The following is a 14,705-nucleotide window of genomic DNA, read 5'->3' on the forward strand; positions in this document are numbered from 1 at the left end:
AAAAATAACTGCTGAACCGGCAGCGGGCGGGCATTCTGTCCGCCCGCTGCCTCTGCCTTTCTGAGCAATGAGAGAGGAGGTCGATCCTTTGGAAAAGGCAATCAAGCGGTATTTTCCCATCTTCCTGCTGCCCACCCTGATCGCGTTTACCATCGGCTTTATCGTGCCCTTCATTATGGGTATCTGGCTGTCCTTCTGTGAGTTCACCACCGTGACCGACGCCACCTTTGTGGGCCTGAGCAACTATATCAAGGCATTCCAGGACCCCATTTTTCTCCACTCCTTCTGGTATACGGCCCTCTTCGCGGTGGTCTCTTTGGTGGTCATCAATGTGATCGCCTTTGCCATCGCCCTGGCCCTGACCCAGAAGCTGCGGGGCACCAATATCTTCCGCACAGTGTTCTTCATGCCCAATCTGATTGGCGGCATTGTGCTGGGCTACATCTGGCAGCTGATCTTCAACGGCCTGCTTGCCCCCTTTGCCACCGCCCTCAACCTCAACGAGTGGTACGGCTTCTGGGGCCTCATTATCCTGGTGGCCTGGCAGCAGATCGGCTATATGATGATCATCTACATCGCCGGTCTCCAGTCCATCCCCGGCGACGTGATGGAGGCCGCCGCCATTGACGGCGCCAGCGGTCCCCAGCGCCTCTTCAAGGTCACTATCCCCATGATGATGCCCTCCATCACCATCTGCACCTTCCTGTCGGTGGTCAACGGCTTCAAGCTCTTTGACCAGAACCTGTCCCTCACTGCCGGCGAACCCTCCAAGATGTCCGAGATGCTGGCGCTGAACATCTACAATACCTTCTACGGCCGCACCGGCTGGGAGGGCGTGGGCCAGGCCAAAGCCGTGGTCTTCTTCATTCTGGTGGTGGCCATCGGCCTGATCCAGCTGAAAGCCACCCGTTCCAAGGAGGTGCAGCAGTAATGATCCGGAAAAAGCGGCTGAACCGGCTGGGCACCGGCCTGTTTACCTTCATCAGTATTTTCTATGTACTGCCCGTTGTGGTGGTACTCTTCAACTCCTTCAAAAAGAAGTCCTACATCAATCTGGAGCCCTTCAAGCTGCCCAATGAGACCACCTTTACCGGTCTGGACAACTATGCTACCGCCATCAACCAGTACGACTTCCTGAAAGCGGTGGGATGGACAGTGTTCATCACCGTGGGCTCGGTGCTCGTCATTCTGATCTGCACCTCCATGTGCGCCTGGTTTATCACCCGGGTGCGGACCAGGGTCACCAAGGCCATCTACATCCTGTGTGTGTTCTCCATGGTGGTTCCCTTCCAGATGGTCATGTTCACCCTGTCCCTGGTCACCGACCGGCTGGGCCTGGGTACCCCCTGGGGCCTCATCATCATCTACCTGGGCTTTGGCGCGGGACTGGCGGTATTCATGTTCTGCGGTTTCGTCAAGTCCATCCCCATTGAGATCGAGGAGGCCGCCATGATCGACGGCTGTTCCCCCATCCGTACCTTCTTCTCGGTGGTGCTCCCCATCATGAAGCCCACCTACATCTCCGTGGGTATTCTGGAGACCATGTGGATCTGGAACGACTTCCTGCTGCCCTACCTGACCCTGGACATCAAGAAGTATAAGACCATCTCCATTGTGATTCAGTACATGAAGGGCTCCTATGGCCGGGTGGATATGGGCGCCATTATGGCGGCCCTCATTATGGCCGTGATCCCGGTGGTTATCTTCTATCTGTCCTGCCAGAAGCACATCATCAAGGGCGTGGCCGCCGGCGCGGTCAAGGGATAAAAAAGACGCAGACCGACAAGAGGTGAGTTTCTTTGACCATCAAAGACATCGCCAAGCTGTCCGGCTATGCGGTGGGTACCGTCTCCCGGGTACTCAACAACCGCCCGGACGTATCCGAGGAGGCCCGCGCCAAGGTGATGGCGGTGGTGGAGGCCCACCATTTTACGCGCAACAGCAATGCCAAGCACCTCAAGCAGCAGGCCAGCAGCGGAGTGGCACTTATCGTCAAAGGCACCCAGAATATGCTCTTTGCCGATTTGGTGGAGCGTATCCAGACCCGTATCCGGGACAGTGGATACCCCAGCTTGATCTACTACATCGATGAGGATGACGATGAGATCGATCAGGCCATCCGGGTGTGCCGGGAGCGGCGGCCCATGGGCATCCTCTTCCTGGGCAGCAACCTGAGCCTGTTCCGGGCCGGCTTTCACAGTATCACCATCCCATGCGTGCTGGTGACCAACTCGGCAGCCGGGCTGGACCAGCCCAATCTGTCCAGCGTCTCCACCGACGACACCGACGGCGCCCGCCGTGCGGTAGAGCGGCTCATGGAACTGGGCCACCGGACCATTGGTATCCTGGGCGGCCGGGCGGAGCAGTCCGACGCCGCCCAGGCCCGCCTGGAAGGGGTGCGGCAGGCCTTTGCCGACCGGGGACTGGTCCTGGACGAGGCGAGCCAATATGAGACCGCCCGCTTCGATCTGTCGGGAGGCTACGCCGCCATGGAGCGGCTGCTGGATAAGCTGCCCGGTATGACCGCCGTGTTTGCCATGTCCGACGTGCAGGCCTTGGGGGCCATGCGGGCCCTCCATGACCGGGGTCTGCGGGTGCCGGAGGATATCTCCATATTGGGCTATGACGGCATTGTGCTGGGGCGGTACGCGGTGCCCCGGCTCACCACCGTCCGCCAGGACGCCCAGCGGCTGGCGGAGCGGAGCGTGGATCTGCTGATCCACCAGATTCAGGACGGAGCGAAGCCCGCCCATGAATTGATCCCCTATACCTTTTTGGAAGGGGAGAGCGTGAAGGAAAGGACGTGAAACTATGCGGACCGGCGGCATCCTGATGCACCTCACTTCGCTGCCATCCCCCTACGGCGTGGGCACCATGGGCGCCTGTGCCCGGCAGTTCGTGGATTTCCTCCAGGCGGCGGGCCAGTCCCTGTGGCAGATCCTGCCCATCTGTCCCACCAGCTATGGAGATTCCCCCTATCAGAGCTTTTCCACCTTTGCCGGTAACCCCTACCTCATTGATCTGGACGACCTGGCGGCCGACGGCCTGCTGGACCGGGCGGATTATGAGGGACTGGACTGGGGGAGCGACCCACAGCGGGTGGATTACGGCAAGCTGTATCAGAACCGCTATCCGGTGCTGCGGAAGGCCTGCAAGGCGCTGCTGGCCGCACCCACCGCGGATTACTGGGCCTTCTGCGAGGAAAACTCCTTCTGGCTGGAGGACTACGCCCTCTTTATGGCTATGAAGGAGGCCAACGGCGGAGAGCCCTGGACCGACTGGGAACCGGCCATCCAGAACCGGGACCGGGTGGCCCTCAACCGGGTGCGGCGGGCCCTGGCCGCCGATCTGGCCTTCTGGCGGGGGGTGCAGTACCTCTTTTTCCGCCAGTGGAAGGCACTCAAGGAATACGCCAATGGGAAAGGCATCCGAATCATCGGGGACCTGCCCATCTATGTCTCCGCCGACAGCGTGGACGTGTGGGCCCACCCGGAGCAGTTCCAGCTGGACGAGCACCGGCGGCCCACCGAGGTGGCGGGCTGTCCCCCCGACGGCTTCTCCGCCGACGGCCAGCTGTGGGGCAACCCCCTCTTTGACTGGGACTACATGGAGCGGGACAATTTCTCCTGGTGGGTGCGCCGCATCGCCTATCAGTGTGAGATCTACGATGTGCTGCGGATCGACCACTTCCGGGGCTTTGACGCCTACTACGCCATCCCCTATGGGGAGCCCACCGCTCAGAACGGGCGGTGGCGGCAGGGACCGGGGATTAAACTGTTTCAGGCTGTGGAGCGGGCTCTGGGCAAAAAAGAGATTATTGCGGAGGATCTGGGCTTTTTGACCCCCTCGGTCCACCGGCTCCGGGATGAGACCGGATTTCCCGGCATGAAGGTGCTGGAGTTTGCCTTTGACAGCCGGGATAAGGAGGGACCGGCCTATCTGCCCCACAACTATCCGGTCAACTGTGTGGTCTATGTGGGCACTCACGACAACGAGCCCGCCATGGGCTGGCTGGTGACTGCCCGGCCGGAGGATGTGGCCTATGCCCGGGAGTATCTCCACCTGGACCAGCAGGAGGGGGAGAACTGGGGCATGATGCGGACGGTTTGGGCCAGTGTGGGCCGGTGCGCCGTGGTGCAGATCCAGGATGTGCTGGGCCTGGGTTCGGAGGCCCGGATGAATATCCCCTCCACCCTGGGCCGCAACTGGACCTGGCGGGCGGCGGAGGGCTTTGACAGCCCGGAACTGGCGGCCAAACTCCACCGGCAGATGGAACTGTATGGACGGTTGCCCAAAACAGAATAAAGGCAAGAAAAAAGTGCGCGTCGGGGCGGCACGCATAAAACAGCATAAGAATGTTTTCAGGAAACGGCGTAGCTTCGGCTATGCCGTTTCTCCGTTTTGCAGGTCAATCAGTAAAGACGCGGGGAGTATTCCTACAAGGTCATAGGAAATGTCAATCTGTTGTTCCCGATAACCCTTCGACTTGTCCGGCGCGTGAACATATACCGCCTTTACCATGTCGTTTAGGATAGTGGGTGTCAGCTCGTTCAAGTCGAGATACTTCCGCACCTTGCAGATAAACCTGTCGATATTCTCTGCCTGTTCCTCTTGTTCTGTAATTTCTTCATTCAACCGCAACAGCTTTTCCCGCAGTTCTTTCTGCTCCTGCTCGTAGTCGTCAGAGAGCATTTGAAATCTGCTGTCAGATAGTTTTCCGCCTACGTTGTCCTCATAAATACGCTTGAATAGTCGGTCAAGTTCTTCTATCCGTCGTTCTGCCTGCGTCAGTTGCCGACGCTTCGCCGCGAGTTCTCTTTTTGCTTCGGCTTTCTGCTTCGCACCCATAGCCTTGCGGAATTGTTCTTCATGGTTCGCAACACAGGCAATTTGCTGCCCTATGAAACGATTGTAAAGGCAACCGCCGGGGAGCCGGAAGCGGTGAACACCGTCATTCAAACCTATACCGGCTACATCAAATATCTGTCCTACTTTCAAGGGAGTATCAACGACGATATTCAAGATTATCTCAAAGCGTCCTTAATGGAAGCACTACCCAAGTTCCGCTTTGACAGATGACAAGTAGCAAAGGCAGAAAAAGCCGTCAAGGATAAACTTCGCGCTTCGCGTCCTTGACGGCTTTGCCCGTCTTTGCTGTCGGGTAATCAAGAGGGCGCAAACGGATAGACCGCTTGCGCCCTCAATCTATGATGATGTGTTACGCAATAGAGAGCGAGAGCGCCTTACACAACGCGGTTTTGCAGACTTGAAAACACAAGAGTTGAGTGTTTATATCCCCACCCTCAAAAATGGCGGTCTACTGCGTAACATTTTGCCATGCCAGCGTGGACATTTAGGCAGGCGAAAAGCCTTGATTTATGCGACTTGCAGAGAACGGAAACAGAACAAGTAGTATCGTATCCCTTGAAAGCGCAAAAATGCCTTTCTATCGTTCCACGCGGCACAGAAAAAGCGGGCAAGAAGTCTTTGACCTCTTACCCGCTTTTGTGGCAATCCGTATGGCAGCTACCCTGTTTCAGTTGATTGTTGATGCTGTTTTATGAGTAGCTACCATCAGCGCACTTTTTTCTTGCCTGTTTCATATTACAGCATGGCGTACAGCAGCTTGGCCACCTCGCCCCGGGTGATGGAGTCGGAGGGGCGGATCAGATTGTTGTTGCCGCTGACTACGCCCTGGGTGACCAGAATCTGTGTGTAGGAGAGGGCCCAGGAGGGGACCTGACCGGCGTCGTCAAAGGTTAGATCGTTGGCGGTGTATCCCTTGGCCTGGGTGCGGCCCAGAATGGTGATGGCCTCTGCCCGGGTGATGGTGGACATGGGATTGGCCAGCAGCTGGCCGCCGCTGGAGGCGCCCTGAAGGATACCCAGGCTGTACATGGCCTTGATCTCGTTGAGAGCCCAGGAGGGAATGGAGTCGGCATCGGCAAAGGGCAGCTCCACATTGGCATACTGCTCCAGGTCCAGATCCATCCACCGGGCAACCAGAGCGAAGAACTCTGCCCGGGAGATGTTCTTGTTGGGCTCGTACTGGGGAGTGGCTCCACCGGTGCCCTGGGAGATGCCCTGGTCGTACAGGAAGGTGGCATAGGGTTCGGCCCAGTGGCCGGTCATGTCGCCGAAGGGGCTGGTCCGGCTGGAGGAGGGCTTCACATCGGCGGAGGCCCGGGCCAGATTGCCGCTGGCATCAGAGGCAGTAACGGTGACCCGATGATAGCCGCTGTCGGCGGCAGGCAGAGTGGCAGTGAGGGTACCGGTGCTCTCATTCCAGGTGCCGGTCAGGACCTTGCCGTCGTAGGTGAGAGTGACGTTGCTCTGGGGGATGGTCTGGTCCAGATCGTCCTTGACTGTGGCAGTGAGCTGGGTGCCCTTTACCGACACGGAGACGGTGGGGGCGGTGTTATCAGTAACCTGCTGATTGGCAGTGACCAACTGATCCAGCCAGATGGAGCCGATTTGCCGCTCCGCACCGCCGCCATAGACCACATCCAGACTGGACAGGGAGGAGGCGCCGGTGGGCAGCTGGACCATGACATACTTCCAGCCGGTGAAGTCCAGAGCGGTCAGGAGGAATTGCTGGGTCTGCCCATCCTGGTCAGCGGTGGTAGCCATCAGGGTATTGCCCGAACCGTTGCCATAGACCCACATACCCAGCCAGCTCTCCCCTTCGGGAATGGAGAGGGAGGTAGACAGACTGGCGGAGCCGCTGGTGGCGTCGTAGGACAGCTTCAGGCTCTGGCTGCCGTTGTGTACAAAGTCCAGGCTGGTTTCTGCCTCGGCGGTGGCGGTATTGGTATTCTGGAAGGAGGATAGGTTGCCCTCACAGGTATCCAGCGTCTTGACATGGCTGGCGATGGTCACGGGAATGGTGACGCTTTTGCCGCCGGCGGAGACGGTGAGCTTGCCGCTGCCGCTGTTCTGGGAGGCGGTCAGTACACCGTTTGCATCTACCGTGCCCAGTGAAGCGTCCATAGACCAGGTGAAGCAGGTGTCCTGGGCGGTGAGAGCCAGGGTGCGGTAGGTGGCGGAGGCCTTCAAATCGATCTGCTGGCCGGGATTCAGGTTCAGGGAGGTGACTTTGGAGCCGGTAGACTCATTGGAAATGGTGATGGTGTCCGGCGTGGCCACAGTGGTCAGATAGGCGGTACCCGAGTGCGTGCCGTCCGTTGCGGTGACCTGGTAGAAGCCGCTCTTGCTGCCGGCGGTAAAGAGTCCGCTTTCATTGACGGTTCCGCCGCCGTCAGAAACGGACCAGGATACTGTGTTTCCGGTGGTGGGATAGTAGTTGGTATCCAGGCCGGTGGCGGAGAGCTGAACTGTGGCGCCGGAGAGCAGCATGGAGTCGGTGGGGGTCACATAGTAGCTGTCCAGCTCACCAGTGGGCTGAAGGGTGGTGGTCAGGAAGATGGCGGTGCTGTTGGAGCGTTGAGAGCCATCGGAGGGGCGGTTGACCACCTGCATTCCATTGGTGTCCGGATAGGTAGCGCCGATGGTGGTAGAGCCGCCGCCGTCCATGGCGATGGCCTCCACACAACCCAGTTCTACCAGGCGCTGAGCCGCCTGGGACAGAGTGCAGCCCACGCTGTAACCGGACTGCTTGCCGTCCAGAGTGTAGAAAATCACGGTGCCGTCGGCCTTGACGCCCACTGCAGTCCAGGCGGTGCGCTCCGAGGGCAGGCCGGATGAGACCACCTTGCCGTCAGTGACGATCTTATAAGTACCGCCCAGAGCCTGGGTAACCGAGTTCCAGCGCTCATCAGTGCTGGTGATGGACAGGGTCACCGTATCGCCGGGCTGGAGGGCGCGGAGCTTGGCCAAAATGTCGGCGTTGTCCTTGGCATTCATGGTGAGGACGGCCTTGCCCTCTGGGATGGCGATGCTGCCGGTGGACTCCAGTACCTGGTCCACAGTGTACTGGACTTCCTTGCCGATGGTGGGCTGAGTGGCATAGACTCCTGTGCCGTCGTCCACCGGGGTGAGGATTACGTCCACGCCGGGGTCGGTGTTCTGGGTGGTGGAAGCAAAGTCGGAGGTGAGCAGGGTCAGTCCGCCGCTGGTGTCGCTGGCAGTGATCTTGCGGACCTTGTTGATGGCACCGCTTAATTTATAGGTGGCGCCGCCGAAGGTGACGGTGGTGGAGAGGGCGGGCTGACCGATGAAGGCGGTACCGTCCTCGTTGAAGCCAATGGCCCAGGAGCTGTTGTAGTAGGGGGTGGCCCGCACCACGCCATCGGTGACCAGCAGGCCTACCGTAGAGCCGGTGGAGAGTACATACCAGTCTCCGTTGATGCCGGAGACTACCCGCTTCCCCTGGTTTTCCAGATTCTTGGCCATGCTGGACAGGGTGAGCCGGTCCAGTACCTTGTTTCCGTAGGCCACAGTGGGCACTACATTTTCATTGGGGCTGTAAGAGATGTAGTACTCGTGGCGCAGATCGGAGTAGGTGTCGCTCCAGAAAATGTTTTTTCTCAGAGTGGCGCCTTGAGACAGAGGGACCTGTCCTGTGTGCAGGTCCCAGCCCAGGGCGTATGAGGCCGACGCCGCAGTGACCGTCAGGGCCAGAGCCAGGCCTGCTGCGGCGCATCGCCGGATGAAGTGCTTCATGATTGTCCTCCTATGGTAGGGTGAAAAGATACATACGTTATGTTAACACAAATACCCCCGCTTGTAAACAAGCGGGGGTATTTGTACCCAAATCTTTATTCTGCGTCCTCGGGACGGCCTTGTTTCAATCGAGGAAGGGTTTTCTCCAAGGTCGCCTCTTCCTGGATCACCAGCAGATCTCCAATGAGCTGATTGGACACCAGGAAACCCTTGGGGGTCAGATGCCAGCGGCGGTCGTGGCGCTCCGCCCAACCGTGGCGTTCGTAGTCCTCCAGCTTCTGCTCGATGGGGTCGAAGTCCAGGAAGAACTCTCGGCGGTATTCCCACTCCTCAATGCCCCGGGTGGTACGCAGCCGGAGCATGAGGTACTCACTGCCCCGCTCCCGGGCGGGGATCAAGTCGGAGGAGTCGATCACCACGCCTCCCTCCAAAACGCCGGAGATATAGCCCTCCAGGTCCCGGATAAAGGAGTAGCGCCGCCCGCCGAAGTCGGAGTGAGCGCCGGGACCAAAGCCAATATAGGGATGGCCCATCCAATACTTCAGATTATGGCGGGACTGATAGCCGGAACGGGCGAAGTTGGAGATTTCATACTGGCGGTAGCCCTCTTTTTCCAGCCGTTCCACGGTCCAGAGGTACATATCCGCCTGGGCGTCATCGTCGGGCAGCTTTTCGCCCCGGGAGACCCGGTAGTCCAGAGGGGTACCCGACTCCACCTTCAGGCCGTAGCAGCTCAGGTGCTCCGGCTTGAGGGTGAGAACCTGCTCCACCGTGTCCTGCCAGCTTGCCAGATCCTGACCGGGCAGACCGTAGATCAGGTCCAGACTCAGGTTCTGGAACTTAGCCTGCCGTGCCAGGGTGACAGCCTGAACCGCCTGTTCAAAGGTATGGGGGCGGTGAAGGCTCTGGAGGGCCTGGTCACAGGCGGACTGAACGCCCAAAGAGAGCCGGTTGACCCCAGCCCGACGGAGGGCCTGGAGCATTTTCAGATCCACACTGTCCGGATTGCACTCCACGGTAATTTCCGCGTCCTTAGCCAGATCAAAGCGTTTGGCGATCAACCGCAGCAGCTCCCGCAGCCGCTTTTCCCCATAAAAACTGGGTGTACCGCCGCCAAAATAAACGGTGTCAACTTGCCAGCCTCTGGCCTGAGGGGCGGTTTCCTTGAGATGGGCCAGTAAGGCCTTCTGGTAGTCGTCCATCCGTCCCTCTTGCCCGGCCAGAGAGTAGAAGTCGCAATAGTCGCATTTGCTGCGGCAAAAGGGAATGTGGATGTAGATGCCCAGTTTTTCTGCCATAGACGGCGCCTCGCTTCCTGGAAAGGTGCAGTGGTGCTACCCAAGTATCACTTGCTTATCTAACTATTATACATGAAAAAGCTCAATTTGAAAAGCATAGCCTGCCATGCTATACTCAAAAAAGAGAGGAGGGGGACACAATGCCCCAACAGGATGGACGGCGGCTGACACTGACAGTGACCTCGGCATGGGATGGAGAGAAGATCGACACCTTGCTCCGCCGGGAGCTGGGACTGTCAGGTACTGTGATCAAACGGATCAAATGGTTGGAGGACGGCATCCTGCTGGATGGCGTCCGGGCTATCACCGGCCAGCGGGCAGCGGCGGGACAGGTTCTCTCGGTGCGGGTGGACGATCCGGATCGGCCTGAGGCTGTGGTCCCCACGCCTGGGCCGGTGGATGTGGTCTATGAGGACCAGGACCTGCTGGTGGTCAACAAGGCCCCCGGTGTACCGGTTCATCCTGGACCAGGCAACGGCAGAGAGACCCTGTGCAACTATGTAGCTTATTATTACCAGCAGAAGGGAGAACCGGCGGGGGTCCATCCGGTCCATCGGCTGGACAGGGGTACCTCCGGCCTGATGGTGATTGCCAAACACCCGTTGGCCCAGGAGCGGCTGAAGGAGCAGCTCCATACGGCTGCCTTTCGGCGGATCTATCTAGCGGTGTGCGACGGGGTACCGGTGCCGGAACAGGGGAGGGTGGAGGTCCCCATCGGGCGGGTACCCGGTTCTCTGATCCAGCGTCAGGTGGATCCGGCGGGCCAGCCTGCGGCCACCTGCTACCGGGTAGTAGAACAGACAGGGAACCGGACCCTGGTAGAGCTCATTCTGGAGACGGGCCGCACCCATCAGATACGGGTCCATATGGCATGGCTGGGCTGTCCTCTCACCGGCGACTTCCTCTACGGCAGGGAGGACAAGGGTCTCATTGCCCGGCCAGCCCTCCACTCATCAGAGCTCTTTCTGACCCATCCCATCACCGGGGCGGCTCTCCACTGGACTGCACCTCTGCCGGATGATATGGCAGTGCTGCTGCGTTAAAAAGGGGCTGCTGCAAAATGCAGCAGCCCCTTTTAGTCCTGTTTCAGCCCAGTTTGCTGAAGAGATTGACCATCTCGATGGCGGACAGGGCGCAGTCGTAGCCCTTGTTGCCTGCCTTGGTGCCGGCACGCTCGATGGCCTGCTCAATGGTGTCGGTGGTGAGTACCCCGAAGAGCACCGGCTTGCCGGTCTGGAGAGAGGCCTGAGCCACGCCCTTGGACACCTCGGCGCACACATAGTCGTAGTGGGAGGTGGAGCCACGGATGACAGCGCCCAGGCAGATTACCGCGTCATACTTGCCGCTCTGGGCCAGGTGGAGGGCGGCTACCGGAATCTCAAAGGCACCGGGTACCCAGGCAACGTCAATGTTCTCGGTGGGAATGCCGTGACGTACCAGGCCGTCCTCTGCGCCGGAGAGCAGCTTGCTCACGATAAACTCGTTGAATCGGGACGCCACAATGGCGATGTGCAGGCTTTCGCTGCCGATCAGTTTTCCTTCCAGAATGTTCATGTCAAATACCTCCCTGAATCTTATCGTCGTCGGTCACCTGCTCCAGCAGGTGGCCCATTTTTTCACGTTTGGTCCACAGATAGAAATGGTCGTGTTCCTGGGGCGCGATCTCGATTGGAACGCGTTCGGTGATCTCCAGGCCAAAGCCGGACAGACCGTAGATCTTGTCCGGATTATTGGTCAGAAGGCGCAGTTCCTTGACCCCCAGATCCCGGAGAATTTGAGCTCCGATCCAGTACTCCCGCAGGTCGGGGGCGAAGCCCAGCTTGATGTTGGCCTCCACCGTGTCATACCCCTGCTCCTGGAGGGTGTAGGTTTTCAGCTTGTTGATGAGACCGATGCCCCGGCCCTCCTGCCGCATATAGAGCACCACGCCACGGCCCTCTTTTTCGATGCGCTCCATGGCGGCGGCCAGCTGCTGGCCGCAGTCGCACCGCTGGGAGCCAAACACGTCGCCGGTAAGGCACTCGGAGTGGACCCGGCACAGCACCCCCATGCCGTCCCCAATATCGCCTTTGACCAGAGCCACATGGCTTTCGCCGGTGAGGTCGTTGGTGTAGCCGTAGATGGTGAAGTCACCGTATTTGGTGGGCATTTTGGCCACCGCCTCCCGGACCACGTGCTTGTCGTGGAGGCGGCAGTAGTCCTGGAGATCTTTGATGGTGATGACCTTGATGCCCCAGGCCTCAGCATTTATCAGCAGCTCGGTGGTGCGCATCATGGTGCCGTCATCCCGCATGATCTCGCAACACAGGCCGCACTCGGCAAGGCCTGCGTGGCGGCACAGATCCACCGTGGCCTCGGTGTGTCCGTTGCGGGCCAGCACCCCGCCCCGGCGGGCCACCAGGGGGAACACATGGCCGGGTCGCCGGAACTCCTCCGGCCTGGCGTCGGGAGCGGCGCACCGGCGGCAAGTGAAGCCCCGCTCCTCGGCGGAGATGCCGGTGGTGGTGTCCACATGGTCGATGGACACGGTAAAGGCGGTCTGATGGTTATCGGTGTTTACCTTTACCATCTGCTCCAGTCCCAGCCGGGCGGCCACGGCCTCCGACATAGGGGTGCAGATCAGACCCTTGGCATGGACTGCCATAAAGTTTACGTTCTCGGTGGTGGCAAACTGGGCGGCGCAGATCAGATCGCCCTCATTCTCCCGGTCGGGGTCGTCGATGCACATGATGAGGTGTCCGGCCCGCAGCTCCTCCAGGGCCTCCTCAATGGTGGCAAATCCCATGGTATGTATCCTCCTTTAAAATCCGTGTTGAGCCAGAAATTCCATGGTGATGCCGGAGGGCTTGGGTGCCTCCCGGCCCAGCAGTCTGGCCACGTACTTTCCCAAAATATCGGTCTCCAGGTTGACGGTGTCTCCCGCCTTCCGGTCCAGCAGGGTGGTGTGGCCCCCGGTGTGGGGGATGATGGAGACGGAGAAATCCCGGTCAGTGACGGCAGCTACCGTCAGGCTGATGCCGTCAATGGCGATGGAGCCCTTCTCCACAATGCCGGAGAGCAGTTCCGGGGGGGCGGAGATGGTGACCCACACCGCGTTGCCCTCCCGCCGGAGGGAGGTTACCGTGCCGGTGCCGTCGATGTGGCCGGTGACGATGTGGCCCCCGAAACGGCCATCCGCAGCCATCGCCCGCTCCAGATTGACCTGGGAGCCGGGATGGAGCCCGCCTAGGCCGGTGCGCCGGAAGGTCTCGGGCATCACGTCGGCGGTAAAGCCGGCGGGGGAGAGGGCGGTCACCGTCAGGCACACCCCATTCACTGCGATGGAGTCCCCCAGTTTGGTGCCCTCCAGCACGGTGTGGGCGGCCAGTTCCAGACTACCCGGCCCCACCCTGCGGATGGTGCCTAGTTCCTCAATGATCCCTGTGAACATGTTGTATCACCTCGTATTCCAGCAGCAGGTCCTCCCCCATGGGGGTGCAGGTGGGAGGGGAGAGCCGCCAGCAGTCCTCCGGGCGGTCCACTCCCCGGCCCTCCACCGGGCTTTTGGCCTCCGCGCCGCCGAATAGCTTGGGGGCCAGGTAGCAATAGACCTTCTGCACCAGACCCTGCCGCAGCATGGACTCGTTGAGGCCGCCGCCCCCCTCCAGCAGTACGCCGTCAATCTCCCGTTTTCCCAGCTCTGTCATCAGGGCGGGCAGGTTCACTCTGCCGTCGGCGCCGGGCAGGTCCAGTACTGTGCTCCCAAGGCCCTCCAGGGCAGCCCGCTTGTCCGGCATGGGGGAGGCACAGGCCACGATGGTGGGCACCTCCTTGGCGGTGCGGACCAGGTTGGAGGTGAGGGGGATGCGTAGCTGGGAGTCGCAGATGATGCGCACCGGATTGCGGCCGCCCTCCATCCGGCAGGTGAGCATGGGGTCGTCCTGGAGCACCGTACCAATACCTGCCAGAATGCCACGGTACTGGTGCCGCAGAGTCTGAACGTGAGCCCGGGCGGTCTCTCCGGTGACCCACTGGGACAGGCCGGTATGGCAGGCGATCTTGCCGTCGGCGGTCATGGCGTATTTCATGGCCACATAGGGAGTCTTGTGGGTGATGTAGTGGAAGAATACCGGGTTCAGGGTATCGCACTGGTTCCGCATGAAATCTTCTTCCACGTCTACCCCGGCTTGCCGCAGCAGGGCTGCTCCCTTGCCGTGGACCAGGGGGTTGGGGTCCCGGGAGCCGATGACCACCTTGGCAATGCCTGCATCCAGAATGGCCTGAGTGCAGGGGGGCTGACGGCCCTGGTGGCAGCAGGGTTCCAGGGTGACATACAGGGTGGCTCCTGTCGGGTCCTCTGTGCAGGCAGCCAGAGCCTCCCGCTCGGCGTGGAGGCCGCCGCAGCGGCGGTGCCATCCCTGGCCAATGATGCGGCCCTCCTTCACCAGCACCGCCCCTACCAGGGGATTTGGGCTGGTCCATCCGGTACCCCGTTGGGCCAGCTTTATAGCCAGCCCCATATAGTCGGTGTCGTTCATATTCGCTTCTCCCTCCTTTTCGGGACGAAAAAAGCGCCCCGAAGCAACTTCGGGGCGCTGAGAAAGCATCTACGGGGCGGAATGAAACGGATATAAAGCAGGGGTAAGATTCATTCCCACCGGCGTCTTCTTCCATCCAGACTTTAACTGTCGGTTTTGGAATTGCACCAAATCCTGCGCTTACGCGCTCGCGGACTTTACCGCCGATCGGGAATTTCACCCTGCCCTGAAGACTGCATATGAACTTGTTGGCCTTATCATAGCACTG

14 protein-coding genes and 1 riboswitch are annotated in these 14,705 nt (G+C 60.0%); of the genes, 7 read left to right on the forward strand and 7 right to left on the reverse strand.

The genetic code is table 11. The features are described from left to right. Window positions 1-88: 88 nt before the first annotated feature. From B5G40_RS07275 to malQ, 4 genes are read left to right on the forward strand one after another with little or no spacing between them, the layout of a single operon-like run. Window positions 89-931: a carbohydrate ABC transporter permease gene (locus B5G40_RS07275; RefSeq protein ID WP_087399207.1), complete on the forward strand. Its 843-nt coding sequence runs from the start codon at window positions 89-91 to the stop codon at window positions 929-931. Next, window positions 931-1,767 (forward strand): carbohydrate ABC transporter permease, encoded by an 837-nt coding sequence (locus B5G40_RS07280; RefSeq protein ID WP_087188218.1) that lies wholly within the window; start codon window positions 931-933, stop codon window positions 1,765-1,767. The genes B5G40_RS07275 and B5G40_RS07280 overlap by 1 nt, the downstream gene beginning before the upstream one ends. A gap of 32 nt (window positions 1,768-1,799) precedes the next feature. After that, window positions 1,800-2,807, forward strand: a complete 1,008-nt coding sequence (locus tag B5G40_RS07285) for a LacI family DNA-binding transcriptional regulator (protein ID WP_087327635.1) — start codon at window positions 1,800-1,802, stop codon at window positions 2,805-2,807. A 4-nt stretch (window positions 2,808-2,811) separates the two neighbouring features. Next, window positions 2,812-4,305 (forward strand): 4-alpha-glucanotransferase, encoded by a 1,494-nt coding sequence (gene malQ / locus B5G40_RS07290; protein WP_087399208.1) that lies wholly within the window; start codon window positions 2,812-2,814, stop codon window positions 4,303-4,305. Window positions 4,306-4,383: 78 nt separating this feature from the next. On the opposite strand, the gene B5G40_RS07295 is transcribed toward malQ, so the two are convergent. Next, complete coding sequence (locus B5G40_RS07295) at window positions 4,384-4,848, reverse strand: DUF4368 domain-containing protein (RefSeq protein WP_242959318.1); 465 nt, start codon at window positions 4,846-4,848, stop codon at window positions 4,384-4,386. 21 nt (window positions 4,849-4,869) lie between these two features. On the opposite strand from B5G40_RS07295, the gene B5G40_RS07300 reads away from it, so the two are divergent. Next, window positions 4,870-5,079, forward strand: coding sequence for a helix-turn-helix domain-containing protein (locus tag B5G40_RS07300; protein ID WP_087399230.1), 210 nt, complete (start codon window positions 4,870-4,872; stop codon window positions 5,077-5,079). Window positions 5,080-5,378: 299 nt separating this feature from the next. Further along, window positions 5,379-5,564, forward strand: a complete 186-nt coding sequence (locus B5G40_RS17165) for a hypothetical protein (protein ID WP_206407222.1) — start codon at window positions 5,379-5,381, stop codon at window positions 5,562-5,564. Between the two features lie 40 nt (window positions 5,565-5,604). Here B5G40_RS17165 and B5G40_RS07305 read toward each other — a convergent pair whose 3' ends face one another. Both B5G40_RS07305 and hemW read right to left on the reverse strand, forming a co-directional pair. Next, window positions 5,605-8,622 (reverse strand): phosphodiester glycosidase family protein, encoded by a 3,018-nt coding sequence (locus tag B5G40_RS07305; RefSeq protein WP_087399209.1) that lies wholly within the window; start codon window positions 8,620-8,622, stop codon window positions 5,605-5,607. A gap of 95 nt (window positions 8,623-8,717) precedes the next feature. Continuing rightward, a complete protein-coding gene (hemW, locus tag B5G40_RS07310) occupies window positions 8,718-9,920 on the reverse strand; it encodes a radical SAM family heme chaperone HemW (protein WP_087327644.1) in 1,203 nt (400 codons plus the stop codon). Window positions 9,921-10,060: 140 nt separating this feature from the next. Between hemW and B5G40_RS07315 the strand changes: the two genes are divergently transcribed. Next, complete coding sequence (locus B5G40_RS07315; RefSeq protein ID WP_087399210.1) at window positions 10,061-10,963, forward strand: RluA family pseudouridine synthase; 903 nt, start codon at window positions 10,061-10,063, stop codon at window positions 10,961-10,963. A 43-nt stretch (window positions 10,964-11,006) separates the two neighbouring features. Here the strand turns inward: B5G40_RS07315 and ribE are convergent, their stop codons facing one another. From ribE to ribD, 4 genes are read right to left on the reverse strand one after another with little or no spacing between them, the layout of a single operon-like run. Next, entirely contained in the window at window positions 11,007-11,474 is a 468-nt protein-coding gene (ribE, locus tag B5G40_RS07320) for a 6,7-dimethyl-8-ribityllumazine synthase (protein ID WP_087188224.1), read from the reverse strand. Window position 11,475: 1 nt separating this feature from the next. Continuing rightward, window positions 11,476-12,705, reverse strand: a complete 1,230-nt coding sequence (locus B5G40_RS07325; protein WP_087399211.1) for a bifunctional 3,4-dihydroxy-2-butanone-4-phosphate synthase/GTP cyclohydrolase II — start codon at window positions 12,703-12,705, stop codon at window positions 11,476-11,478. A gap of 15 nt (window positions 12,706-12,720) precedes the next feature. Beyond that, window positions 12,721-13,350: a riboflavin synthase gene (locus tag B5G40_RS07330; RefSeq protein WP_087399212.1), complete on the reverse strand. Its 630-nt coding sequence runs from the start codon at window positions 13,348-13,350 to the stop codon at window positions 12,721-12,723. Further along, on the reverse strand, window positions 13,331-14,437 hold the full coding sequence (gene ribD / locus B5G40_RS07335; RefSeq protein WP_087399213.1) for a bifunctional diaminohydroxyphosphoribosylaminopyrimidine deaminase/5-amino-6-(5-phosphoribosylamino)uracil reductase RibD: 1,107 nt from the start codon (window positions 14,435-14,437) through the stop codon (window positions 13,331-13,333). The genes B5G40_RS07330 and ribD overlap by 20 nt, the downstream gene beginning before the upstream one ends. 120 nt (window positions 14,438-14,557) lie before the next feature. After that, window positions 14,558-14,675, reverse strand: a riboswitch (FMN riboswitch). Window positions 14,676-14,705: the final 30 nt, after the last annotated feature.

The sequence above is a fragment of the Flavonifractor sp. An9 genome (genome assembly GCF_002161245.1).
In the GTDB taxonomy this organism is placed as follows: Bacteria; Bacillota; Clostridia; order Oscillospirales; family Oscillospiraceae; genus Flavonifractor; species Flavonifractor avicola.

Coding starts and splice junctions, on each gene's coding strand:
- B5G40_RS07280 (WP_087188218.1), top strand. CDS start 931: ATGATCCGGAAAAAGCGGCTGAACCGGCTGGGCACCGGCCTGTTTACC.
- malQ (WP_087399208.1), top strand. CDS start 2,812: ATGCGGACCGGCGGCATCCTGATGCACCTCACTTCGCTGCCATCCCCC.
- B5G40_RS07295 (WP_242959318.1), bottom strand. CDS start 4,848: ATGGGTGCGAAGCAGAAAGCCGAAGCAAAAAGAGAACTCGCGGCGAAG.
- B5G40_RS07300 (WP_087399230.1), top strand. CDS start 4,870: ATGGTTCGCAACACAGGCAATTTGCTGCCCTATGAAACGATTGTAAAG.
- B5G40_RS17165 (WP_206407222.1), top strand. CDS start 5,379: ATGCGACTTGCAGAGAACGGAAACAGAACAAGTAGTATCGTATCCCTT.
- B5G40_RS07305 (WP_087399209.1), bottom strand. CDS start 8,622: ATGAAGCACTTCATCCGGCGATGCGCCGCAGCAGGCCTGGCTCTGGCC.
- hemW (WP_087327644.1), bottom strand. CDS start 9,920: ATGGCAGAAAAACTGGGCATCTACATCCACATTCCCTTTTGCCGCAGC.
- B5G40_RS07315 (WP_087399210.1), top strand. CDS start 10,061: ATGCCCCAACAGGATGGACGGCGGCTGACACTGACAGTGACCTCGGCA.
- ribE (WP_087188224.1), bottom strand. CDS start 11,474: ATGAACATTCTGGAAGGAAAACTGATCGGCAGCGAAAGCCTGCACATC.
- B5G40_RS07325 (WP_087399211.1), bottom strand. CDS start 12,705: ATGGGATTTGCCACCATTGAGGAGGCCCTGGAGGAGCTGCGGGCCGGA.
- B5G40_RS07330 (WP_087399212.1), bottom strand. CDS start 13,350: ATGTTCACAGGGATCATTGAGGAACTAGGCACCATCCGCAGGGTGGGG.
- ribD (WP_087399213.1), bottom strand. CDS start 14,437: ATGAACGACACCGACTATATGGGGCTGGCTATAAAGCTGGCCCAACGG.